Below are 23,757 nucleotides of genomic sequence, written 5' to 3' on the forward strand. Positions count from 1 at the left end.
AGGAGTGTGTTTTTTTATGATGCAGCACGAAGAAATAAGCCTGGGCAAGGGCCGGGTCCCGAAGTACGACGGAGATCTGAGAGCCTTTTCGCTCCGGGTGCCCGAGGTCATCCACAAGGCAAGCGGTATCGTTATTTTCGGGAGGAGGATCAAGTCGCTCGTGTTCTCCACGGACGTCAGCATCATCCGGAACGTGAACGCTGATGCGGTCCTTGCTGTTTACCCTTTCACACCTCAGCCCATCATCACCCAGTCGATACTCATGGCCTCTGAGGCACCTGTTTTTGCCGGTGTAGGCGGAGGACTGACGAAAGGACAGCGCGTGACCAACCTGGCTGTCACCACCGAATCCCAGGGAGCCTTCGGCCTTGTCCTGAACGCCCCTACGTCGAACGACAGCATCAGGGCCGTCGGAGAGGCGGTGGATCTGCCGATCGTGATCACGGTGGCCAGCGGAGGTGGCGACTACGGCGCCAGGCTTGAGGCTGGCGCTGACATTTTCAACGTATCCTGTGCAGGAAAAACACCTGAGGTCGTGCGTGAGATCCGCAGCCAGTTCCCCGACGTACCGATCATAGCCACGGGAGGCAAGACTGAAGAGTCAATACTGGAGACCATCGATGCGGGAGCCAACGCAATAACATGGATACCGCCGACGAGCGCAGCGGTGTTCAGGACGATCATGGATGCGTACAGAGAAGACAAGGCACATCCGCACAAATAAGCAGGTAAAGCAAGAGGAACTGTTCACATCATGGACAGCTCCTCTTTTGATGTATTCCGTGTAAAGTATTGCCCGGCGCCCGTTCGTCTGCTCCGGGCGCTTCCTAAGCTCCGAGGAACGGAAGCAAGATGTAGGCTGCGGCGGTCATGAGGATGATCACCATGATCGACATCTTCCAGCCCTGGCTGAACATGTACTTAGGACTCAGGCCGTATCCGACAGGGATGGCCCTGATGGAAGTAGGGAGCATGTAGGACAGGTTCACTCCTATGGATGCCACGTATATGTACGGGATCGGATCCAGTCCCATGCCGTTGCAGATGGATATCACGATCGGCATGGCCACTGAAGCGGTCGCGGTGTTCGATGTCACGTCAGACAGCAGCAGCGTAACGGTCACGATGATGAATACCATGAAGAGCGTGTTGCTCAGGTTCATCTTTGACACCATCTTTCCGATGTCCTCTGCCGCACCTGAGTCGTTGATGAGTGTTCCGAGTGCAAGGCCTCCGGCGAACACGTACATGAGCCCCCAAACGATCTTTCCCTGGATCTTGTTCCAGCGTATGAGGCGAACGCCGTTTTCTTTCACGATCAGGAATGCGATCACAGCACAGATAATGAAAACGTAGGCAGGTGTCAGCCCAGGAAGCAGATCCTGATAGAACTGTCTTGTGAATGACAGGATCACAGCCACCACAAACAGCCCGAGAGACCACTTTTCCTCCTTGCTCATAGGAGGCATCTTCTTGAACTCGCCCTGAAGATACTCGCGGGATCCCTCCAGCTTTTCATCCCTTGAGACTCCGTGGAGCATGAATATGATGTTGCTCACCAGGAGTATGATCATTATCGGCAGGAAGCGCACTACCCAGTCGGAATACGCATATTCCTCCCCGGTCACCTGCTGGATGGCGCTTACAGTCACCAGGTTCATGGCACCACCGAGAGGTGTGGCCAGACCGCCCATTCCCGCGGCATACGCGATAGTCAGGAGAAGCTTCGATCCTTTTTTGCTGCTCCCGATATCTCCCTCGCCGATGTAGGAAAGCATCGCCACTGCGATAGGAGTGATCGTGGCGCACACTACAGCATTAGGAAGAACAGCAGACAGCACAGCGGACAGCAGGAACCAGAATATTATCTGCGTCCTGAAATTGTTGCCGACCATGCTCAACACGCCAAGGGCTATCCTCTTGTCAAGCCCTGTCTCCTCCCAGGTCACCGTTAGGATGGATGCCCCCAGCAGAAGCATTATCGTCTCCGACGCGTAGTTAGCGATGAGGGTGGACATATCCACCATCGGATACAGCGCGTTTACCGCGATCGGTATGAATGCCGTCACCGCATAGTCCACCGGGCCTGCCACCCACCAGATGGCCATCCAGGCTACTATTCCCAGTGCCATTCTGGACTGGGACGTGGCGAAAACTCCGTGCGGCAGCAGCAGAAAACATACCATTGCGGCGGCCGGGCCCAGAAGAAGATACAAGACTCTCTTCCTGCTCATAAAAAACTCCCCTCTGATAAATGAATAAATACAAAAAGATTAAGATATTCTTAAGACAATACCGGTTTATAGTACAAAAAATTGCGTTCCTTGTCCAAATGCTTTTTTGTAGTTTTCGTAAAAAATCAAAAAAGCTGAAAATAATACACCGGTGAGATCACTCTCCCGGTGCTCTGAATCTTGAAATTATCTTCTCTGCGGCCTTCAGCCCGTCACAGGCGGCAGACGTTATCCCTCCTGCATATCCGGCTCCTTCTCCAGCCGGATATATGCCGGAAACGGCGCTTTCCATCTCCCGGTCTCTGAGTATCCTCACGGGCGATGAGCTCCTCGTCTCCACCGCCGTCACCACGGCATCGTCACGGTCGAAGCCTTTTATCTTTTTCCCGAAGAACGGGACCGCCTCACGGATGGCATCCACCGCGAATCCCGGAAGCGAGTCCACCACCGGGGCACCTGCCCCATCACCGGTCATGAATTCCTTCATGGATGACCTTGGCGGCCTGTAATCGGAGCCTCCGTTCCTGAAGCAGAGCTCTTCGTAACGGCGCTGGAACTCTACACCGGCGAGCACATCGTCAGACGGGAAATCCTGGGTCTTCACATCACACAATATGCCGCTGTTGGCGGTGCCGCTGTCACGTCTGCTGTTGCTCATGCCGTTGACACACAGCCTGCCCGGCTCCGATGCGCAGGGTATCACCTGCCCTCCCGGGCACATGCAGAAGGAATAGACGCCGCGGCCGTTGCTGGCCTTGTAGCTCAGCTTGTAGTCGGCGGGAGGCAGCCTCTTCTCGTCTCCGTATTGAGCCCTGTCTATCATCTCCTGAGGGTGCTCCATCCTGACACCTATGGAAAAAGGCTTCTGCTCCATAGGGAGGCCCTTGTCGCGGACCAGCCTGAAGGTATCTCTGGCGCTGTGGCCGATGGCAAGCACCAGGACAGAAGTCCTTATGTAATACGTCTCGCCATCAGGACCGGTCACTTCCACGCCTGCGAGCTTACCGTCCTCGATATCCAGGTCGGTGACTCTTGAATCAAAGCGTATCTCCCCTCCGAGGGACTGGATCTCCTTTCTCAGGTTGACCACCACCCTCCTGAGGACGTCGGTCCCTATGTGCGGTTTGTGCAGGATGGTTATCTCCGGGTCCGCTCCAGCCCTGGCAAAAGTCTCCAGTACCCTGGAAACGTGACCGTCACTGATGCCGCTGGTGAGCTTTCCGTCCGAGAACGTCCCTGCCCCTCCCTCGCCAAAGAGGACGTTCGATTCCGGATCCAGCTTTCCATGGGAGTGAAAGGCCGAGACGTCTTTCACCCTCTTTTCCATCGAGGATCCCCTTTCCAGGACGATGGGCCTGTAGCCCTCCTGAGCGAGCCTCAGGGCACAAAAAATACCGCAGGGCCCGAATCCTGCGATCACGGGCCTGCCTGTCATCTCATCCTCACCCGGGACCACGGCAGGAAGCTTTTTCTCCTCCAGCGGTCTCAGGCTGTTCTTTCTGCTTTTTCTGACCTGATGCTTAAGCACAACGTCCACCGTATACACAATGCGGATGTTTTCCTTCTTCCGGGCATCGATGGACTTTCTTCTGATCTCGTAATACCCGAGCCTTCCGGGAGACTGGATGGTCCCGAGATCTCCGCGGCGGAATCCCGCCTTTTTCTCGACCCCAGCAGTGATCTCCTCCTGGGAAGCACCTATGTCTGTTCTTATCTCGTTTATCCTGTATTTATATGTCATTACGTTCTATTCTTCTGATCTCATTACCGCCTTGCCGGCGCTTTCTCCGGCCGCCATGCCGGTGAGCCACGCGAAATTCAGATTGTACCCGCCGCATGGTCCATCGTAATCAAGGACCTCTCCTGTGAAGTACACTCCCGGGACGATAAGGGACTGGCATGTCTCGTCGTCCACCTGGAACCTGTCCACTCCTCCCGCAGTGCACTGGGCATCCTTCCATCCCTTGAGCTTCTTCGGCTTGAACCTAAGGTCCGTTACCGCTGCGATTATGGCATTACGCTCTGCCTTGGTGAGCGATGATATCTTCTTGTCTGGATCCACGCCGCTCCTTCCGATGACATAGCGGGCGAGATTCGGCTTCAGCAGAGACCTGAGCATGTCAACGGCCTTCTGTCCGGAATCGAGATCCTTCGAATGGAACGCAACCGCCTCTATGTAGTCGTCGATGTCGAAATCGCTGCACAGGTTTATGCCTATCCCGAAGTCGCTCATGCTCTCACCTTCTCCGAAAAGCATGTGCCTCGTCATGTTGAACACGCAGATCCCCGAAAGGCCTGTCCTGGTGAACTGGATCTCTCCAGGCTCCTCGAAAACCCTTCTGCCCTTTTTATAGAGGATCACGCTGCCTCTGGCCCTGATGCCAGACAGCTGGTCGATATCGTCCTCCACCACTTCGATGGCAGTCAGCACAGGCACCTGTCTGATGATGTTGTGTCCCATGGAAGCCGCCAGCTTAGCCCCGTCTCCCTTTGTGCCGAAGGCCGGACCCGCCTTTCCACCGGCGGATATGATGAGTTCGTCTGCGCTTACCTGTATGTTGCCAAGATCCTGAGAGACCGCTTCTATGACCTTGCTGCTGCCGGCAGATCCCTCCGGATCATCTCCGCTGTCATATTCATCGGATATTTTCACGGACGTGACTTCTGTGGACGTCAGGAGCTTCACTCCCAGATCTTCCATCCTCGAGGCCAGAAGTTCCGCAACGTCTGCGGCAGATTCTGAATAGGGATACACGAGCCCGTTCGGATACTCCCGTATGGCAAGCCCTATATCGCTGAAGAAGCGCAGGGTCTTCAGATACTCTCTGGCCTTGGTATTAGTCAGGTTACACCGGCCGTTTCCCGTAGCCCGGATCTTTCTCCCAGGGATCCCGTTCTTCTCCAGGACCAGGACTTCTGCCTGCCTGTTCGCCCTCTTGGCCTGGATCGCCGCTGTCATGCCGGAAGCTCCGGCACCTATGATGCAAATGTCACACTGGAACTTTCTCATGCTAAACTCCATCCTGCATGTGACCCGCAGACCGCATGCCCGCCGCAATGACACAAATCTGTTTTTCCGAGTCCTAAGTATATCATATCTTCGTACGGCGACACACAAAAAAGCGAAAGAGCAGCTCCATCGGAACTGCTCCTCCGCCGTTAGTCAGCCGTTATAGCGCGATAAATTCATTTTTTACAGATGGGCGGCCTTCCTGAGGTTCTCGGCCATGTCGGTCTCCTCCCACTTTACGCCCAATGTGGTCCTGCCGAAGTGTCCATATGCGGCAAGCTTCCTGTAGATAGGCTTCCTCAGGTCCAGCTTGTCGATGATGGCGGCCGGACGCATGTCGAAGTTGTCTCTTACGATCTTCACGATCTCATCGTCGCTGATCTTTCCTGTACCGAACGAATCAACAAATACAGAAACCGGCTCTGCGACGCCGATGGCGTATGCCAGCTGGATTTCGCACTTGGAAGCTATCCCGGATGCGACGATGTTCTTTGCGATGTATCTCGCCATGTAGGCGCCGCTCCTGTCGACCTTCGTCGGGTCTTTTCCGGAAAAGGCTCCGCCGCCGTGACGTGCGTATCCGCCGTAGGTGTCGACGATGATCTTCCTTCCGGTGAGTCCGGAGTCTCCCTGTGGTCCGCCGATCACGAAACGGCCTGTAGGGTTAACGAAAAATCTCGTGTCGTCGTCGATGAGTTCGGCAGGTACTACAGGTTTGATCACGTATTTGATCATGTCTTCTCTGATCTGCTCCAGAGAAACATCGGGGTCGTGCTGTGTGGAAACGACTACGGTGTCGACTCTTACCACCTTGTCGTCGTCGTACTCAACTGTGACCTGGGTCTTTCCGTCAGGACGGAGATAGCTGAGAGTTCCGTCTTTCCTGACCTCTGCAAGTTTCAGGGCCATCATGTGGGCCAGAACGATCGGCATCGGCATGAGCTCATCAGTCTCATCGCAGGCGAATCCGAACATCATTCCCTGGTCTCCGGCGCCGATGTCCGCGAACTTGTCGCCTTCCTTGCCTTCCTTTTTCTCAAGGGCCTCATCTACGCCCATGGCGATATCGCCGGACTGGTTCTCTATGCACACCAGAACGGCACAGGTGTTTCCATCGAAGCACACGTCGCTGCAGTTGTATCCGATGTCTGTAACGACCTTTCTCACGATGCCCTCGATGTCTGCAGTGCAGGACGTGGATATCTCCCCGAATACCATGACATAGCCGGTTTTGGTAGCCGTCTCGCAGGCTACGCGGCAGTCAGGGTCCTCAGCTATAATAGCATCCAGAATCGCGTCTGAGATCTGGTCGCATACCTTATCAGGATGACCTTCAGTCACCGATTCGGATGTAAATAAATGTCTCATCTATGGTGTCCTCCTTAATTATACCTTCAACGGACCTCACTGAATCAAGCGAAAAAAAATCTCCCCATGCAAGATGAAGAGTCGTTGCTTCTCCTCATCTTCCGGAACAGAGTTCCGTGGGAATTGGCACCGGACACCCGTTATCGGTGTGGTTGCCGCGAGATCGACGGGCCCATTCCCTCCCTCGCTCTAAATAAGGTTTCGCTAGAAGTTATTATATTCAAGAACAGGCCCATGTCAATATGAATCGTGGTCAGTTTTTGAAATTTCTGTACTTATTTGGTAGTGTCAGCGTGAAACGGCCGCGGTTGGCATACCGGAGGCATGCCCGGGACACCATAAAAAAACCGGCGCCCTCTCAAGCGCCGGATGTTCGCCCTAGTCAGGCAGGTTGGATTCCTCGTATCCTTCCTCGATAAACGCCTCGATGATCTTCACAGAGCCTCTGATGCCGGCCCTGCTGGTGTTGATCAGAAGATCGTATGTGTCTCTTGCGCCCCAGCGCATGTCGGTGTAGTACTCGTAGAACCTGCGGCGCTGCTTGTCTCTCTGCCTGATGGTCTTCTCCATCATGGCCTCCGTGATCTCCTCCTTTGCCTTTTCGTCCAGGAGGGCCATCTTTCTCCTTATCCTGTCTTCCATCGGTGCGAACAGGAACACGCTCACGTGTCTCCTGTCCCTCAGGATGTAATCCGCAGCCCTGCCTACGATAACTGCGCTCTCGTTGTCGGCGATATCCTCGATGATCTTTCTGACCTCGGCCTGGATCTTATCATACGGGGACGGCTGATAATACTCCATGCCGGAGAACAGTGGACCGGCTGCGAACTCAGGAGCCTTCTCATCGTTGCTGCGGACATAGTCCTCGTGATATCCGGTCTTGGCGACAGCCATCTCCAGCAGCTCTGTATCATAAAATGCAATGCCCAGATCCTTGGCCAGTCTCTTTCCGATCTCGTGCCCGCCGCTTCCGAACTCACGACCTATGGTCACCACAAATTTTGCATCTTTAGGTTTTGTAGTCATATTCCCACCCCTTTCATGAGGTGCCGCCCGGGTCCAGCCGTGGGCAGCTTCGAATCTTCTTCTATCTTTGTGAGTATTATATCAAAAACAGCCGCTGTATACATGACTTTAGGACATTTATTTATCGCGATCGCTTATTTTTACAGCGTCATGACTTTTCTGAAAAAAGGTCATATCGCTCCTGCGACAGCGTCCAGAAACCGCTCGATGGACCGCCGGTCAGAGAAGATCGCCCTGGCGTTGTCTGGCCTTCCGCCGCCGCGGCCTCCGAATTCCTTAGCCATGGACTTCACAAGCTCACCGCAGGCCGGAGCGCCATCTGAAAAGAGCAGCACCGTCTTTCCCTCCAGGTCCACAAGGGCCGTCAGCGGCGGCAGCTTTTCCCCGCCGTCTTTTCCGCCTTCCTTGTACAGGGCAAACCCCAGCTTGACGAGATCATCCGCCTCCAGGGCACGAAACTCCGCTGTATACAGCGGTCCGCCATCAGGTGCGAGTCCCCTGCCGCCGGCCGCCATGTCCTCAAGCATCCGCTCTTTCTCGCTTTCCATCACCACGTCCCGGAGCGCGGTCACCCGCCTGTGAAGCTCCTTCTCCTTCTCGTCCCTGGTGTCCAGCTTCTTCATGATGTCGTTGCTGCCGGTTGAGAACCTGTCCGTGATCTCCCTCAGGAGGCCCATGTCGCCGTCGATCCTCTTCATGGCCATCGATCCGGCATCAAAGAAGATCCGGGTCATGCCCTTGTTGGACTCCGCCTTGTAGATCTTCACCAGGCCCACCTGCCCCGTGGAATCCGGGTGCGTGCCGCAGCAGGCACAGCAATCGGCGGGATCGCTCCTGTCCCCTGCAGTGACCACGGAGATGCGACCCTCCGCGGTAATGGGCTTCCTCACCGGCATCACAGAAGCCGCTTCCCTGTTTTCGAAGTAATCCACCGACACCGGAAGATCCTTCCAGATCACCCGGTTCACCTCCGCCTCACCGGCCATGAGCTTTTCCTCGGTCTCGGGGCCGTGGGGAACATCCACGTCGATGGTCATGTATTCCTCGCCCATGTGGAATCCCTTGTTATTCCAGCCATACAGTCTGTGCAGCGCCCCGGACAGGAGATGCTCACCGAGGTGTCTCTGCATGTTGGCAAATCTCCTGTCCCAATCCAGCCTCACCACGACCTGGTCGCCTGGATGGAATGTCCCCGCTGGCGCGTCGGTGACGTGGAAAACATCACCTTCTAGGGAGTGATCGTACACGTCCATGATGGAAAAAGTCTTTTCATCTTCCCCGGTGTCCCGGCTGCCGGGCAGTGTCACCGTTCCGCGGTCGCACGGCTGCCCTCCGCCCGTTGGAAAGCACGGAGTCCTGTCCAGCACGAGCACCTCCAGATCCGATTTCATCTGTACCTGTTTTATTTCAGATTTTATCTCTGTTCTGTATGGGTCATACCTGTAGACCCTCTCTGTCACGTCATCTGTTTTCACTGCACCTGCCTCCGAAAAAAAGAACACCTAGTCGAAAACCTTATCAAAAATATGTGGATAACTTCCCTTGACAACCAGATTCTCAATCGTTCAGCCTTGCAATTACAGGATTACAAGTTTTCCACTTATCCACATGCCAATGTTGATAAAATTGTATACGATTTTTGAAAACCCTGTGGAAAAATCCCTCGTTGTTGAAATCATGGGAGATAGAAACTGTTGAAAATTTTTCAATAAAAGTCGAACACTAGTTGACCGATAAAATATTTTTAATGTATTTTTTTGTATATTGCCAGTGTCCGTTTTATTTGTCGTCAGGCCCCTTATCTCCAGGATCTGCTTCCGGATCTTCCACGGCTTCAGCGAAAAAAGCCCCGGGTATCTGGGCGAAGGACTGGAAGATCTGGCTGGCGGATTTATATCTTTTAACGAGGTGGATGCTCCCCGCCATCACCGAAGACATTATGTCCAGCTCCATCATGGATATGTGGAAGAGCTCCGGACTCATCACCACCAGCTCCCCCTGATGGGTGAACAGATACGCGCCATAGAGGTCGTCGTTCATCAGATACTTGTAGGAGTCCACATAGCTGTTGTCGTCATTGTATTTCACGTACATGGTGCCATTCGGCATCTGTATCGGTGTCGATGCTGACATCATGGAGAATCTGAACTGGTCCAGGTTTTCCACATCTCCGTCTATCCTGAAAAGTGTTATGTACTCGGGGCGGTCCAGCTGCATGCTGGCCTCCACAGAGGAAATGTGCATTCCCCTCGAGGACTCGCACCTCCAGACCTTCCAGACTCCTCCCTGAAGGACGAGATCGATGCCGATCTCGTAGATGAAATATCCACTCCCGGCGTCGGTGAGCGCCTCAGTTGCGACGGAGCAGTAGCGAGCGCCGTTCTCTGGCACGGGGACGTCGTCTGTCTCCGCGTCCCTTGTTTTAGCCTTTATGAGCATCTTTATCCCGCGCCCCATCAGAGGAGAAGCGAGTAGCTTCTTTTCCTCTATCGTCGAGAGGCTCATGGCGGCGTCCACGTCCCTGTCCACCATTCGCATGACGAAATAGTTAATGGTCTCCGCTTTTGAGAGCCTGTTCGGAGAAAGCTTCTTCACCACATCCGTCACGGGCCTGTCATTCTGAATCTTCCCTGTCTCTTCCAGCGCCTCCAGCATGAGCCTGATCCGGATGCATGCGACCCGGTACTCTTCCCTGTCCACGGGGTCTCCCGCTCCAGGGTCATTTTTCATCTTATTAATCGAGGCCTGCGCCAGCATGTAGAGATCCGTTGCGTCCAGATCCACCAGCGTGCCGCCGAGAGGCTGTGACATCTCCTTCCAGATGGCCCACTCGCTGTTGTTCAACCTCCTGGCCCTGTCGGGGATCACCTCGTGGTAACCGTCCGGCCCCAGCTCGGAAAAGTCCAGGTGGATGAACTGGTGTATCCTGTACCTGCTGTTCTCCAGGGACTTCCACTCCGCATGAACTGCCACCACACCCATGAGCCTGGTGTTAGTCCCCTTGCAGCTGCACAGCTCAAAGTCTCTGAAGATGTTGTAATATTCCGACAATCCCCCTTCAACTACCTTAAATGCTGACATTCTGAAACTCCTGTTACTTGCTCTTCATTATCTCGACGATCGTGTTCTCGGTCCCGACCATTCCCGGAGAAGCTATGAGCCCCATGTTCCTCATGGTCTCTTCAGGTGACCTTCCGTTTATACCGTGCTGCCATTCCACTGAAGCACCGTTCATGCCCAGCTCCACCGATCTCCACACGGTCTCGACGGCGGCTACACCCTTCATCACGCATCCGTGGTTGCCACCGTCGCATATCATGCCGGTGATGCTGCTGGCCATGTTGTTGATCACCTTTTCCATATCCTCTGCATCGCCGCCCCTCATCATGGTGAGGCCACACGCCATCCCGGTCCCGGCTGCTATGGCGCACCCGCAGAAAGCCGAGAGCTTCCCTGAATACTCCTTTATGTACATGCACACCAGGTAGCTGAGCGCAGTGGCTCTAAGGAGCATCTCCTCCGAATATCCTCTGGTCTTATATGCCCCGTACAGAGGCAGTGTTGCGATGATACCGTGAGCTCCAGAACCCGTGATGCTCATGGCCGGACGATCCAGTCCAAGCACCCTGGCCTCTATGGCACCGTTGCAAAGCAGCGAAGCCGTAAGCTCCTCGTCCTCCGAAAAGACTTCTCCTCCGTTCAGCTTCAGCAATTGATGGGCGAAGACTGTCCTCGGGCTCTTCAGGCCGTATTCGAACAGCTCCATGTTCACCCTATAGGCTTCCCTGATAAAAGAGATCTCCTCTGGATCCACGTTTTCCGCATAGTCTACAAGCTCCTTCAGACGGTACCTGTGGATGAGCGGAGCAGTCTCCTCAGCATGCACGGCGCTCTCATCTTTTTCCTCTTCTTCCCCATCGTACCCGGGTTTCTGAAAAAGTTTTTTTCCGTTTTTCGTGATGCTCACGATGTTGGTGTGGGAGTCGCGTATCGTTACGGTCGCCTCATCCTGACCTCCGTCGGCACCTTCCGCAATGACCTGTGCCTGTATGAAGATGCGGCTGGTCATCCCGCTCATCTCCACGGTCACCGCCCCGGAGGCCACCAGTTCCTCTGCAGCCCTGTCGTCCTCATGGGTGACTCCGGAAAGTGACTCGAGCTTCTTATCCGGATCTCCCGCAACAGCACCCAGGGCGGCCGAATACATGTTGCCCACGCGGGCACTGTTCGGAATGCCGCAGGTGTAGCCGTTCTTGTACATCCCGCTGTTCAGGCGCACCTTTATGGAAATGATCTTCCCTGGGGCGTATTTTCTCGCTGTGGCTACGGAAAAAGCTATGGCTCCCGGTTCTGTTACTCCCAGCGCCGGCACCATGTCACTGCGGATGAGTTTCGTAAGTTCGTTCATTGTGTTCTCCTCCCTGCTCTGCTCTTTTCCTGCTGGCTGTCATATTATCACCGGCTTTTACGCCGGGCGTTACTTTATTCCCTTCAGATAGTCTATCTCACCGGGATTGAGCTTTCTGCAGCCTCCGACCGGGAGCCTGCTGTTTATGGTTCCAATGGCCGTCCGCTCAAGGTCTGTCACCGGGTGACCGACCGCCTCCATCATGCGGCGCACCTGACGGTTTTTTCCCTCGTGTATGGTGATCTCCACCAGCGTTGAGTTCCTGTCGTGCCTTATGAGCCTGACCTGTGCAGGAGATGTGGTAAACTCCTCCAGCCTGACGCCCCTCTCAAGGATCTTAGCCTCTTTCATTGTGAGCATCCCTGTGACCCTTGCCACGTAGGTCTTTCCCATCTCGTGGGACGGGTGTGTCAGCCTGTTTGCCAGGTCTCCGTCGTTCGTGATGATCAGGAGGCCCGAGGTGTTCACGTCAAGCCTTCCCACCGGGAAAAGCCTCTCCTCCACGTCGGGGACCAGCTCCATCACCGTCGGTCTTCCCTGTGGGTCGCTGACAGTCGTCACGTATCCCACCGGCTTGTTCACCAGATAGTAGAGCTTCCTGGTCTCAGGCCTGATAAGTGTCCCGTCCACCTGGACCTCGTCCCCGGGCCGGACGTCGTATCCCTTTTCCATGAGGACCTGTCCGTTGACTTTTACCTTGCCTTCGTCTATGAGCTGATCGGCTCTGCGCCTGCTGCATATACCCGAGGCGCCGATGTACTTGTTAATTCTCACCTGGTACCTCCCCGGTCTCCGCCACCGCGTCTCCTTCTGGACCTTCAGGCTCTTCACCTTCATCCTGTTCTCCATCAAGGCCCTGGTTGAGATCCAGTGATATCTGCTGGTGCAGCTCCGGATCCTCCACCGAAAACCTGGTCTGGCGATCCTCTTCGAAATCCTGTATATCCGGAAGGTCCTTCAGTGATGAAAAGCCGAACTTCATCAGGAACTCCTGAGTTGTTCCATATGTGTAGGGCCTGCCGACAGCCTCGGACCTGCCCGTGACCTCTATCATTTTCTTGTTTATCAGATTATCTATGACCCTCTCGCTCTTTATGCCGCGGATCGAATCTATCTCTCCTCTCGTCACCGGCTGCCTGTAGGCAATTATTGCCAGCACCTCGAGAGCCGCCTGGCTGAGCCGCTTCACCCGCACGGGAGTACAGAGCTTTTCGATGAAAACATCGTTCTCCCTGGCGGTGACGAACTGGAACGAGTCCTCGATGCGACGGATGCGGATGCCGCCCGCCTTTTCCTCGTACTCATCCTGGAGCTCCGTCAGGAGCTGGAGAACCTCTTTTTTCTCCCCGTCCAGGGCCTCCGCGGCGCTGCGGACGTCGAGCGGCTCCCCTGTGACGAACATCATGGCCTCCAGGGCCGACTTGGCCATCTTCTTATTCTGCATCATGATCTTCACCTGCTTTCCTGTTTTCCCCGGCGATCCTGCGGACCGTTATCTCACCGTAGTTTTCCTTCTGCTCTGCGTCGTACCCCTGTGTCTTCATCATCTCCAGGAGCGAGGAAAAGGAAAGTATCATGTCGTAGCGGTCCGGGTGATCCGGGACCAGGTCTGAGAAGCTCACTGTTTCCTGAGTCTTCAGCTTTTCCTCCAGCACCGCGCTCATATTCTTTATGCGCTCCTCGATCGACTCCCTCGGGCTCCTCGGCCGCTGATATCTCGCGCGGACCTCTGTGATCTTCTTCCTCCTGCTGAGGAAGCTGAGAAACGCCTGGACGAACTGGTCAGAGTCCACATTGAGCACCTCCACGGGCGAGTTCAGGTACTGGGAGACGTCCTCACCCGGCTTGGTGAACACGGACTCCATATACTCCTCCCTCTCCTGGAGCATCTCCGCGATGCGCTTGGTCTTCTTGTATTCGATGAGCTTTTCCGCCAGCTCCGCCCGCGGATCCTCATCTATCACCACCTCTCCTTCCTGGTTCATCCTCGGAAGAAGCATCCTGGACTTGAGCCGTATCAGCACGGCCGCCAGGACGATGAACTCGCTCCCCACCTCTATGTCCAGGCTCTCCATCTCCTGGAGGTAGTCTATGTACTGCTGGGTTATCTCGGATATATTTATATCGTAGATGTCCATGCGAGCGTTCTCAATGAGGTAGACCATCAGGTCGAAAGGGCCCTCAAAGCTCTGTATCTTGACCTTGTACAACTACTTCCTCCCCATTATCTCCTTAAGAGAAACATCATACGGAGGGCGGATCACCCCTTTTTCGGTCACCACCGCCGTGATGTATCTGTGGTCGGTCACGTCGAAGGCCGGGTTGAAGGTCTTCACCCCCTCCGGTGCCATCGGGTGCTCATACCACATCCTGTATATCTCGCTGCCCTCTCTCTCCTCGATGACGATGTCGTCTCCCGTAGGAGTATCCATGTCGATGGTAGAGGTCGGAACGAACATGTAAAAAGGTATGCCGTATTCCTTCGCGAGTATGGCGACTGCGGAGGTACCGATCTTATTGGCCCCGTCTCCGTTGGCCGCCATCCTGTCGCAGCCCACGACGACGGCGTCGATCAGGCCTTTTTTCATCACGAGAGAAGCCATGTTGTCGCAGATAAGGGTCACGTCCACCCCCGACTTCATGAGCTCCCACGACGTGAGCCTGGCGCCCTGCAGGAGCGGCCTGGTCTCGTCTGCGAACACCTTGAATCCATATCCGCGCTCCTGTCCGAGGTGGAGTGGTGCGAGGGCCGTACCGTATCCGGCGGTGGCCAGTATCCCGGCGTTGCAATGGGTGAGAATGCCCATGCCGGGCTTCAGCAGGGAAAGGCCGTTCTCAGCCAGGCTGTAGCAGCTGTCGTAGTCCGCCTTCCTGATATCCTCCGCCTTATCTCCGAGGGCTTTTACTATATCGGCACAGGTGATGTTCTTTCCTCCCGCGCTCTCACGGATCTGCCTTGCTGTTCCGGCCATGAGCTCTGTGGCCCACGATAGATTCACCGCGGTAGGCCTGGAGGAATCGAGGTAATCCCGCGTCCGGTCTATCTCCTCGAGAAAAGTACCAATGGTATCGGGATCTCCCGCATCTTCAATGCCGTGCTCACAGGCGTAGTCTCTGGCGTGGATGTACATGCCGTATCCAGCGGCCACGCCTATGGCCGGGGCACCTCTGACCGCAAGCCTCTTTATTGCGTCCCACAGATCTTCAGCGTTTTTCACCTCGTAAAAATCATCGTGCTCCGGGAGCTTCGTCTGATCCAGGATGTATAACTTCTCATCCTGAAATCTCACCGGGATTATGTCTTCTATTGCCATTCTTCTCTCCTGTCTCTCCTGTATTTCTGTACTTATCTCAGATACTCGTCGAACCTGCTGTCAAAATATATCTCCTTGAGGTAGAGCCCCTGCGGCGGAGCGGTGAACCCGGCCTGAGCCCTGCTCCTGCTCTCTATCGTATCCTTCAGACTCTCAGGAGTCCTTTTTCCAAGCCCCACCTCTACGAGCGTTCCCGTAATGATCCGCACCATGTTATACAAAAAACCGTCTCCCGTGACCTCTATAGCCACGGTCCTGCCTCCGGGCGTAAAAGTCTCGGGGTCGGGAAGAGAGCAGCCCCACTGGCGCTCTTCGATGGAAATGCGGCTCACCGTGCGGACGGTGGATTCTCTCGGGATGCCACCCGCGGATTCAAAGCATTTGAAGTCGTGGGTCCCCTGAATGAGCTCTGCAGCCTGCCTCATGGCGTCCAGATCCAGCTCCTCGTTGAACAGGAATGCCTGGTTCCTCCGGAAGAGGCTCCCGGTCGAATCTATGAGGTACCTGTAGGTCTTTCCCCTGCAGGAAAACCTGGCATGAAAGTCCTCAGGCATCTCCCTGGCCTCGAGGATCTGTATACCACCGTTTCTGTTTGGCCGGCCGTTTCCCGCAGAACCGAACCTCCTGTTCAGTATCTGGGGGATCTTGTCCACAGGGATGTTTTTGTCCCACTTGAATGAGGCGCACTGCCCCAAGGCGTGCACCCCGCTGTCCGTACGGCTGGTCCCGTTGATAGTCACAGGTTCTCCTGCCAGATAGCTCAGGACCTCCTCTATGCTCCCCTGAACGGTGGGAGCATCCGGCTGGCGCTGCCATCCACAGTAATCCGTGCCGTCGTATTTGATCTTCAACAATATGTTGTGCTCTGTCTCACTCATAGGCCATATTATACATGAAAAGCCCCGGGATTGGAAAATGTCCGGATCCCGGGGCGGCAAATGTCTATTGTGAGCTTGTTCTAGCATATCCTCGGAAGGAGCTCTCCTGTAGGCTGAGGCAGTACGGTCTCAGTCCCCAGTTCAGTTATGAGAGTTACTACTCCAGAGTGTTCCTCTGTAACTGTACCGATGTCCGCAGCATTCTCTGTGTGCTTACATCCGTGGAGAATGTCGAGCACTCCCTCTGCGTCCTCTTCAGGGACGAACATCACCAGTCTGCCCTCGCAGGCGAGGTAGAGCGGATCCAGCCCCAGCATGCCGCAGACGCCTGCCACCTGCGGATCCACAGGAACTGAGGAGGAATCGAGCCTCACTCCCACTCCGCTCTGGTCAGCGATCTCATACAGGACAGTTCCCACTCCGCCCCTGGTGGCGTCTCTGATGACGTGGACGCCCGGATAAGTGCTGAGCACCTTGTGAACAGGTTCCCACAGTGGAGCGCAGTCGCTGGTGACATGGGCCTCCATGCCGTAGTCGTCCCTCTCAAGAAGGATGGCGGTCCCGTGACGTCCCACGTCTCCCGTGACGATCACCCTGTCTCCCGGCCTGGCATTGGCTCCTGCCGGCGAAACACCTGGCATCAGCTCCCCCACTCCGGTGGTGGTGATGAAGATGCCATCTACCTGTCCCTTACCTGCCACCTTTGTGTCTCCGGAGACTATGTGGACTCCTGCCTCTGCGGCGGTCTCCGCCATGGACTTAACTATGAGGTCCAGCTTTTCCACCGGAAAGCCCTCCTCGATGACACAGGCGCAGGAGATGTAAAGCGGCTTTGCCCCCATGCAGGACAGGTCGTTCACGGTCCCGCAGATGCTCAGTTTCCCTATGTTGCCTCCCGGAAATTCCCTTGGTGAGACGATGAAGCCGTCAGTGGACATCGCCATGGCCCCCGCCGGAGGAGCGAGCACAGCCGCGTCATCCGCTGTAAGATACGGGCTGTCGAAGTATTTCTTGAAAATGCCGTTGATCAGCTGAGAAGTCTGCTTTCCTCCGGCTCCATGAGCCATGGTGATGAATTCTTCCATTGGAATCTCCTGCCTTTCTTTCACCTTTTATCGATCTCATGGCTGACCTTCCGGCCAGCCACCTTGATCTTCTTTATTTCCTGATAAGCTCAAGAGAGCCGTATTTGTAGTATGCTGAGCACGTCCCTTCTCCCGACACCATACATGCACCCACCGGGTGCTCCGGCGTGCAGGCCCTGCCGTACAGCGGGCAATCGTACGGCTTGATCTCCCCAAGGAGGATCTCTCCGCACCTGCATCCCGGGCTTCCCTTCGCGGTCATCTTCGGTATCTGGAATTTCTTTCTCGCGTCGTATCCGCTGAACTCATCGCGGAGCCTCATGCCGGAGTCCGGTATGACTCCCAGGCCTCTCCACTCGGCATCGCAGGGCTCCATCACCCTGCCGACGATCTCCCTGGAAGGTCTGCTTCCCTCCTCCGTGACGACCCTCGGATAGCAGTTCTCTGCGAAAGGCTTCCCTTCCCCCAGCTTTACTATGATAGTAGCAAGGGCGGTGAGTATCTCGCTGGCGGTGAAACCCGTCACGGCGCCGGAGATGCCGTAGTCCCTGGCAAGCTCCCTGTACACCCCCATGCCGGTCATGGTGCTCACGTGACCCGGATACATGTAGGCGTCAGCACTCGTCCTCAGCTGGATATACGCGCTTCTCATGGTCTTGTTGGCCGTTAAAAGGGAAAAGTTTTTTATTTCCTTTTTTGCGGCGTTCTCAACGGCTATGCATGCACCGGGAGTGGTGGTCTCAAAGCCCACCGCAAGGAAAACGACTTCCCTGTCAGGGTACTTTTCTGCGATCTCCAGCGCGTCCAGCGGGGAATAAACGGTCCTGACCTGTGCTCCCTTTGCCCTGGCCTGCCACAGGCTCATCTCAGAACCGGGCACCCGGACCAGATCTCCGAAAGTGCATATCACCGCATTCTTTTCCATTGCAAGGTATACCGCCTCGTCCATAAAGGACATCGGCGTCACGCACACGGGACATCCCGGCCCTGAGATCAGCTGTATGTTCTCCGGTAAAAGCGCTCTTATCCCCAGGCGGAAGATCTCGTGGGTATGGGTGCCGCAGACTTCCATGATGCGTATGTCCGGACCGTCGTAGTTCTCGACGATGTCCCTGGCCCTGTCGATCGCACTTTTTCTGTTCTCTTCCATTGCGTTCCTCTTGTTATCAGTATAGGTTCCTAATTCAGACCCGCCATGACCTGCTCGGCCTCGTCACCGTCGTCGGATCCGATCTTCGCGATGGCAAGCCCCGCGTGTACCATAACGTAGTCACCCGGGTTCAGGTCCTCCACGAGCTCGGCCGAGATGGTCCTCTTCACTCCAGAAGCGTCTACCACGGCCATGCCGTCCCTGACTTCAGCGACCTTTGCTGGCAATCCTACGCACATTTCACTGCCTCCTCTTATTATCTTCTTCCTATTCCCGCATCTATTATATTACTTATCCGAAATCCTGTCCTGTTCCTCCAGGCGGTACATGGCGATGGCCGCCTGTCCCAGGGCGATGCCTCCATCGTTCGGCGGCACCTGGGAGTGGAGCAGCACGCGGAATCCCTCGCTCTTCAAGCCACTGTCCAGCATTTCCACCAGGAGGAGATTCTGCATCACTCCCCCGCTGAGGGCAATGGTGTTCAGGCCTGTGCTCTCCCTCGCCCGCAGGCATCCATCGATGGTCATTTCGGCGAGGAGCCTGTGGAACACGAAACCCAGACTGCCCTTCATTTCCTCCGCAAGGCCGCCTGACTGAGACGTCTCGGCAAGGACTTTTTCCCCGATCCACCGGAACAGCGCGTCGGTCCTGAGCTGAAAGAACTCCTGCGGACCTTCCGGCTCATCTGTCTCTGTGATCCTCAGCAGTCCTCCGGTCTCTTCCAGATACTTACGACACTCCTCCGCCAGCAACGCTGCCTGAGCGGAACTCCGGGCTTTTTCCCCTTGAAACTGCAGCGCCATGGATGCCTGTCCCTCAAACGTGGACCTCTGGCATATCCCAAGCACCGCGCTCACGGCGTCGAAGAGCCTGCCGCAGCTGGTGGACTTTATCGCATTGATATTATTCTTTTTCATCATGGCGATGGCACGTCTGCCCGGCCCGTCTCCCAGGTCCAGGTCCTCGGCCAGGTCCGGTCCCATGGACGCGGCGATGCGCCAGCCCTCTCTCGAGGCCACATCACCGCCGGCATGGATGAACGGAGTTATGGAACCGATGCGCCTGAATCCGTCAAAGTCGGCGATCATGAACTCTCCGCCCCAGATGGTGCCGTCCGTACCATAGCCGGTACCGTCGAATGACACCCCTATGACATTGTCAGTATACTCGTTTTCCGCCATGCAGGAAGCCACGTGGGCGTAGTGGTGCTGGACCTTCAGGAGCTGCAGGCCTTCGCCCGTCTCGCGAGCCAGCTTTTCACCGACCTCTCCCGTGTGATACCCGGGATGGAGGTCGCACACGACCGCCTCAGGCTCTATCTCCAGCAGGCGTTTCATTCTCTCCACCGCCGCCTCAAGGGCTCTTATGCTCCGGATGTCCGCCATGTCCCCGATATAGGGCGACATGTAGTACATGTCTTCCTTTGCCAGACAGAACGTGTTCTTGAGTTCGCCTCCCACGGCCAGCACCGAATGATGGATCTCACTGGGCATGATCACCGGAAGCGGGGCGTAGCCCCTGGACCGGCGGATCATGTAAGGCCTGCCCACGTAAAAGGACATCACGGTGTCGTCCGCCCTTATCCTTATCTTTCTGTTGTTTGAAAGGATCTGGTCGCAGAGGGGTGCCAGGAACTTCACGGCCTCCTGGTCGTCCATGGTGATCGGCGCACCTGAAGGATTTCCGCTGGTCATGATCAGCACATCCGTCATGTCCTCCCCGTCCGGATACTTGAAAAGCAGCATTTGCACGGGTGCGTAAGGAAGCATCACCCCTATGTTCGGATTGCCCGGTGCAGCGGCAGGAACCACCAGTCCGCCTTTTTTCTTCTCGAGAAGGAGGATCGGCTTCTGCGGTCCGGTTAGAAGGCCCTCCTCTTCCGGCGTGAACAGGCACTCTCTGGCCACCGTGTCCAGGTCTCTCATCATCACTGCAAAAGGCTTTGCGTCCCTGTGCTTCAGCCTGCGAAGCCTCTGCACGGCTGCCTCATCTCTCGCATCGCAGCAGAGGTGAAAACCTCCGATGCCTTTTACGGCCAGTATTCCTCCCTGTCTGATCACCTGCCGGGCCCTTATAATTGGTTCCCTGTTCCCCCTGCATAGCTGTTCTCCGTGCTCTCCCAGAATATACAGCTCCGGGCCGCACTCGTTGCAGCATACAGGCTGAGCATGATACCGCCTGGTGGACTGATGGGTGTACTCGTAGCTGCAGTCCGGGCACATGGGGAACTCACCCATGCTGGTCCTCTCCCTGTCGTAGGGCATGGAGTCCAATATGGTGAGCCTCGGGCCGCAGGCGGTACAATTTATAAAAGGATGCAGGTACCGGCGGTCCTTCGGATCGAAAAGCTCACTTTCGCACTGAGGGCATGTGGCGATGTCCGGTGAGACGAACACCAGGCCCTGATCCTTGCGGCTTTCGATTATGTGGAACCCCCTGTCCGGATCGCCCGGGTCGATCGGCCCGCAGGATCCCTCAGGGATCTCTTCCTCATCCATATCACGGGTCTTGAGCTTGAGGATCACCGACCTGTCCGGCGCCTTTTCCCGCAGATCTCCGAGAAAGAGTCCCATGGACTCCTCGTCTCCCAGAGCCCGGATCTCCACGTAGGAGCCGCGGTTGCACACGGTGCCCCGGATGCCCCTGTCTCTGGCCACGGTGGCCACGAATGGCCGGAACCCCACGCCCTGTACGATGCCGAATATTTTTATGAGAAGTCTTTTTTCACCGTCTGTCATATCTCAACACCAGCTCTGCGCCAGAAGTCGTCCTCCGTTTTTATCCCCGCCAGCTCTCCCGACGCCACGTAGTGTGGAAGCTCCAGGTATCTGCCATTCCATCCCGGGATGGCCCTCTTGTAGACAGGATCTCCCAGGACCACGTCGTACCTCCCTCCGAAGACCGTCTTCGTAAGGTCGCATTCCTCACGGATAACGTGATCATCTTTTTCCATGAATTCCTTCCTGGCCATGAACCATGTGGCGACGTCCACGGAAGCACCCTCTCCGAGCGCCCCACGGACGATCTCCCTCATGGAATTCGCAAAAAACTGCTGGTGGATGATCAGGACGCGGGTGCCCTTAGGGATGGCCTCCAGCTTCCGGCAGAGTTCCTGCGCTCGCCTCTCCTCGATCGGATATCCCACCGTGATCGGAATTCCGAACCTGTCCTCCAGGTACCTCGCCGGCTTGAGCCCGGACGGGGACACCACGGCGATGCGGTCCAGCGTGCCGGCCCTTCTCAGGTCTTCAAGGGAGTCCCCCCTGCCAAAGACCACACACTCCCCGCCATCCGGGAGAAGGCCCTTTTCCCTGAAAGCGACCTCCAGTGCTTCCGGGCTGTCCAGCGCCGGAATGTCGAGAGGCGTGGCCCCCAGAACGCCCAGGCGGTGCCTCACTGCGGAGCCATCTTCCTCCAGCTCGTCAGGATCAACGGTGAATGTTTTTATTAGCTGCATGTATGCCTTTTCCTGGCCCTTGTCGTATAGCTCCAGGCCGTTGGTCTCCACAGGCACCACCGGGATGCCGAAGTCCCTCTCCATGAGCTTCTTGAGTGCCCTGTAATCCGTGGCGATGACCGACGGCACCGGGGTGCCCGTGAGCGCCACGAACCTGGCGTCTGTCTTCTTAAGTGCCTTGCCCGTCTTCTCTATCAGGAGCTGATCCCGGCCGAGTATGGCGTCGAGATCCCTCAGCCCGGCGCTGAAAACGTCTGACTGCCGGCCGAGCCACCGCGGCTCATCGTAGCCGCAGACATTTCCCACGCAGCCGCCTGCGTCCATTATTATCTGAAGGCCACCGTATTCATAGAGGACAGAACTCGCGCCGCTCTGGTCCGGTGTGAACGGCGACATGAAGAGCCTCATGCCCTTCGGCAGCTTTTCCTCCGGGTCCAGATACGGATCGTATGAAGAAGGAGGGATGTCCTTCCCCTGGAGCTCTTCGTCCCAGATGACGTTGGTCTCTTTCTTCCATTCTCCGGCCAGGGCTCTTCTTATCTCTCTCGAAAAAGAGATGAATCCCGTGTATCCGAATGGCTGCGCCTCGGAGTCCCAGGGGATGTTAGGCGTGTCGGGGAAGTAGTATACCGCATCCCTTCCGATGGTCAGATCCGCCTTCTCTTCCCCACGGTAGTTCACCATGGAGGGATCCAGCGCGGCGTAAAATCTCACGTCCGGATCAAGCTCTCCCAGCTCTTTGATATAAGGAAAGTCTTCGGCCGCAGGGTTGGCGAACACGCTGCTCACCCTGATACCAAGTCTCGTCAGGGCGAGGGCCATCTCAGCAGGACTTCCGTCCACCACCTGCCCGATGGCTATCGACTTCCCTCTGCATGCTTCCTTGAGCTTCTCCGTCTCCTCACTGGCCTGAACCTCCCACTTTTCCAGGTCCACCTCTGCACCAAGTGCCCTGGCAAGGCCTCTGTACTGTTTTCCTATCCTGTCCGTCTCGTATACCCTGGACATCTCGACGAAGGGCATCCCCAGCCTCTCCTGAAGACCGGCCGCGGCCTTTCTGCCCTCAGGATGGAGGAGTATGTTGAAGTTTGCTGCGCCCATCTGGAGGAACTCGTCCAGTGTCTCGCAATCCGAGACCTGCCTGACGTCAGTGATACCCATCTGGCCCAGGACGTCGTACAGCTCGCTGTCCTTGTCCATCGAGGAAAAGAACCCCAGCAGGTTCACCATTCGCGACTTCACGGGGAGCCTCTCCAGCAGACCGTAGATGCTCTCTCTCACCGCCACCATTGGAGGGTTCTTCCCCTCTCTTGTGAGGGCGTACATATACGTCGGCACCACCCTGACTCCGGTGGTCTCCTCGGCCTTGCGGCACACTCTCTCCAAGTCCGTCCCGAGAAGAGCGTCAACACAGGTGATACATATCACGACCACCTTCGGGTCCTGCCCCCTGGATCGACAGACCTTGAGTATCTCTCTGATGACGGCGGGTATGTCGGTGAGATGGCGGCCTGTGACCAGGTCGTTCTCGTCCATCTCGAGGAAAAAGGTCCTGTGGCTGTATCCTCCCATGTCTCCCAGGATCGTGGTGTTCCGCCCGCAGCAGGCCGGGGCCACCAGGAGCATCACAGACTCAGGTATCACCAGCCCCGCTCTCTTGACTCCGAATCCCTGGGCTCCAGGAGAGTTGTAGGACAGAGTTGCAGGCGAAGAGTAGATGAGCCCCTTTCCGCTCACCATCTCCTCAGGCATTCCACCCGGCCCAGATCCGGCCAGCTCTCCGGCCGTGATGTAAAACGCTTCTCTAGTTTTTCCAGACATAGGACG

General features: G+C 56.1%; 19 protein-coding genes and 1 riboswitch. Of the genes, 1 reads left to right on the forward strand and 18 read right to left on the reverse strand.

The genetic code is table 11. From position 1 onward, the window contains the following. Positions 1-16: 16 nt before the first annotated feature. On the forward strand, positions 17-724 hold the full coding sequence (locus BQ7382_RS05760) for a beta/alpha barrel domain-containing protein (RefSeq protein ID WP_235847957.1): 708 nt from the start codon (positions 17-19) through the stop codon (positions 722-724). 103 nt (positions 725-827) lie between these two features. Here the strand turns inward: BQ7382_RS05760 and BQ7382_RS05765 are convergent, their stop codons facing one another. The 18 genes from BQ7382_RS05765 to BQ7382_RS09670 form a co-directional block, all read right to left on the reverse strand. Beyond that, complete coding sequence (locus BQ7382_RS05765) at positions 828-2,234, reverse strand: SLC13 family permease (protein ID WP_077391145.1); 1,407 nt, start codon at positions 2,232-2,234, stop codon at positions 828-830. 157 nt (positions 2,235-2,391) lie between these two features. Beyond that, the gene (locus BQ7382_RS05770) at positions 2,392-3,975 is read right to left on the reverse strand and encodes an NAD(P)/FAD-dependent oxidoreductase (RefSeq protein ID WP_077391146.1); all 1,584 of its coding nucleotides are present in this window, start codon (positions 3,973-3,975) and stop codon (positions 2,392-2,394) included. 6 nt (positions 3,976-3,981) lie between these two features. Next, positions 3,982-5,244 (reverse strand): aminoacetone oxidase family FAD-binding enzyme, encoded by a 1,263-nt coding sequence (locus BQ7382_RS05775; RefSeq protein ID WP_159437240.1) that lies wholly within the window; start codon positions 5,242-5,244, stop codon positions 3,982-3,984. Between the two features lie 183 nt (positions 5,245-5,427). Further along, a complete protein-coding gene (gene metK, locus BQ7382_RS05780; protein ID WP_077391148.1) occupies positions 5,428-6,612 on the reverse strand; it encodes a methionine adenosyltransferase in 1,185 nt (394 codons plus the stop codon). 91 nt (positions 6,613-6,703) lie between these two features. Then, positions 6,704-6,812: riboswitch (SAM riboswitch) on the reverse strand. Positions 6,813-6,990: 178 nt separating this feature from the next. Continuing rightward, on the reverse strand, positions 6,991-7,638 hold the full coding sequence (locus BQ7382_RS05785) for a cytidylate kinase-like family protein (protein ID WP_077391149.1): 648 nt from the start codon (positions 7,636-7,638) through the stop codon (positions 6,991-6,993). A 170-nt stretch (positions 7,639-7,808) separates the two neighbouring features. Then, on the reverse strand, positions 7,809-9,113 hold the full coding sequence (locus tag BQ7382_RS05790) for an alanyl-tRNA editing protein (RefSeq protein ID WP_144082089.1): 1,305 nt from the start codon (positions 9,111-9,113) through the stop codon (positions 7,809-7,811). A 304-nt stretch (positions 9,114-9,417) separates the two neighbouring features. Next, the gene (locus BQ7382_RS05795) at positions 9,418-10,719 is read right to left on the reverse strand and encodes a hypothetical protein (RefSeq protein ID WP_077391151.1); all 1,302 of its coding nucleotides are present in this window, start codon (positions 10,717-10,719) and stop codon (positions 9,418-9,420) included. Positions 10,720-10,732: 13 nt separating this feature from the next. Next, entirely contained in the window at positions 10,733-12,046 is a 1,314-nt protein-coding gene (locus BQ7382_RS05800; protein ID WP_077391152.1) for an L-cysteine desulfidase family protein, read from the reverse strand. A 69-nt stretch (positions 12,047-12,115) separates the two neighbouring features. Beyond that, the gene (locus BQ7382_RS05805) at positions 12,116-12,883 is read right to left on the reverse strand and encodes a pseudouridine synthase (RefSeq protein ID WP_235847958.1); all 768 of its coding nucleotides are present in this window, start codon (positions 12,881-12,883) and stop codon (positions 12,116-12,118) included. Next, a complete protein-coding gene (gene scpB / locus BQ7382_RS05810; protein WP_235847959.1) occupies positions 12,810-13,493 on the reverse strand; it encodes an SMC-Scp complex subunit ScpB in 684 nt (227 codons plus the stop codon). Before scpB ends, BQ7382_RS05805 begins: the two co-directional genes overlap by 74 nt. Next, positions 13,480-14,256 carry a segregation and condensation protein A gene (locus BQ7382_RS05815; RefSeq protein WP_077391154.1) on the reverse strand — a complete coding sequence of 259 codons (777 nt, stop codon included), beginning with the start codon at positions 14,254-14,256 and terminating at the stop codon, positions 13,480-13,482. Before BQ7382_RS05815 ends, scpB begins: the two co-directional genes overlap by 14 nt. Next, a complete protein-coding gene (gene mtnA / locus BQ7382_RS05820; protein ID WP_077391155.1) occupies positions 14,257-15,360 on the reverse strand; it encodes an S-methyl-5-thioribose-1-phosphate isomerase in 1,104 nt (367 codons plus the stop codon). A gap of 32 nt (positions 15,361-15,392) precedes the next feature. Beyond that, positions 15,393-16,238, reverse strand: coding sequence for a tRNA pseudouridine(38-40) synthase TruA (truA, locus tag BQ7382_RS05825; protein WP_077391156.1), 846 nt, complete (start codon positions 16,236-16,238; stop codon positions 15,393-15,395). Positions 16,239-16,318: 80 nt separating this feature from the next. Further along, entirely contained in the window at positions 16,319-17,323 is a 1,005-nt protein-coding gene (hypE, locus tag BQ7382_RS05830; protein ID WP_077391157.1) for a hydrogenase expression/formation protein HypE, read from the reverse strand. Between the two features lie 73 nt (positions 17,324-17,396). Continuing rightward, positions 17,397-18,473 (reverse strand): hydrogenase formation protein HypD, encoded by a 1,077-nt coding sequence (gene hypD / locus BQ7382_RS05835; protein ID WP_077391158.1) that lies wholly within the window; start codon positions 18,471-18,473, stop codon positions 17,397-17,399. A gap of 29 nt (positions 18,474-18,502) precedes the next feature. Beyond that, entirely contained in the window at positions 18,503-18,712 is a 210-nt protein-coding gene (locus BQ7382_RS05840) for a HypC/HybG/HupF family hydrogenase formation chaperone (protein ID WP_077391159.1), read from the reverse strand. Positions 18,713-18,760: 48 nt separating this feature from the next. After that, complete coding sequence (gene hypF, locus BQ7382_RS05845) at positions 18,761-21,211, reverse strand: carbamoyltransferase HypF (RefSeq protein WP_077391160.1); 2,451 nt, start codon at positions 21,209-21,211, stop codon at positions 18,761-18,763. Continuing rightward, positions 21,208-23,751 (reverse strand): nitrogenase component 1, encoded by a 2,544-nt coding sequence (locus BQ7382_RS09670; RefSeq protein ID WP_235847960.1) that lies wholly within the window; start codon positions 23,749-23,751, stop codon positions 21,208-21,210. The genes hypF and BQ7382_RS09670 overlap by 4 nt, the downstream gene beginning before the upstream one ends. Positions 23,752-23,757: the final 6 nt, after the last annotated feature.

It is taken from the genome of Mobilibacterium timonense, from assembly GCF_900155555.1.
In the GTDB taxonomy this organism is placed as follows: Bacteria; Bacillota; Clostridia; order Peptostreptococcales; family Anaerovoracaceae; genus Allobaileyella; species Allobaileyella timonense.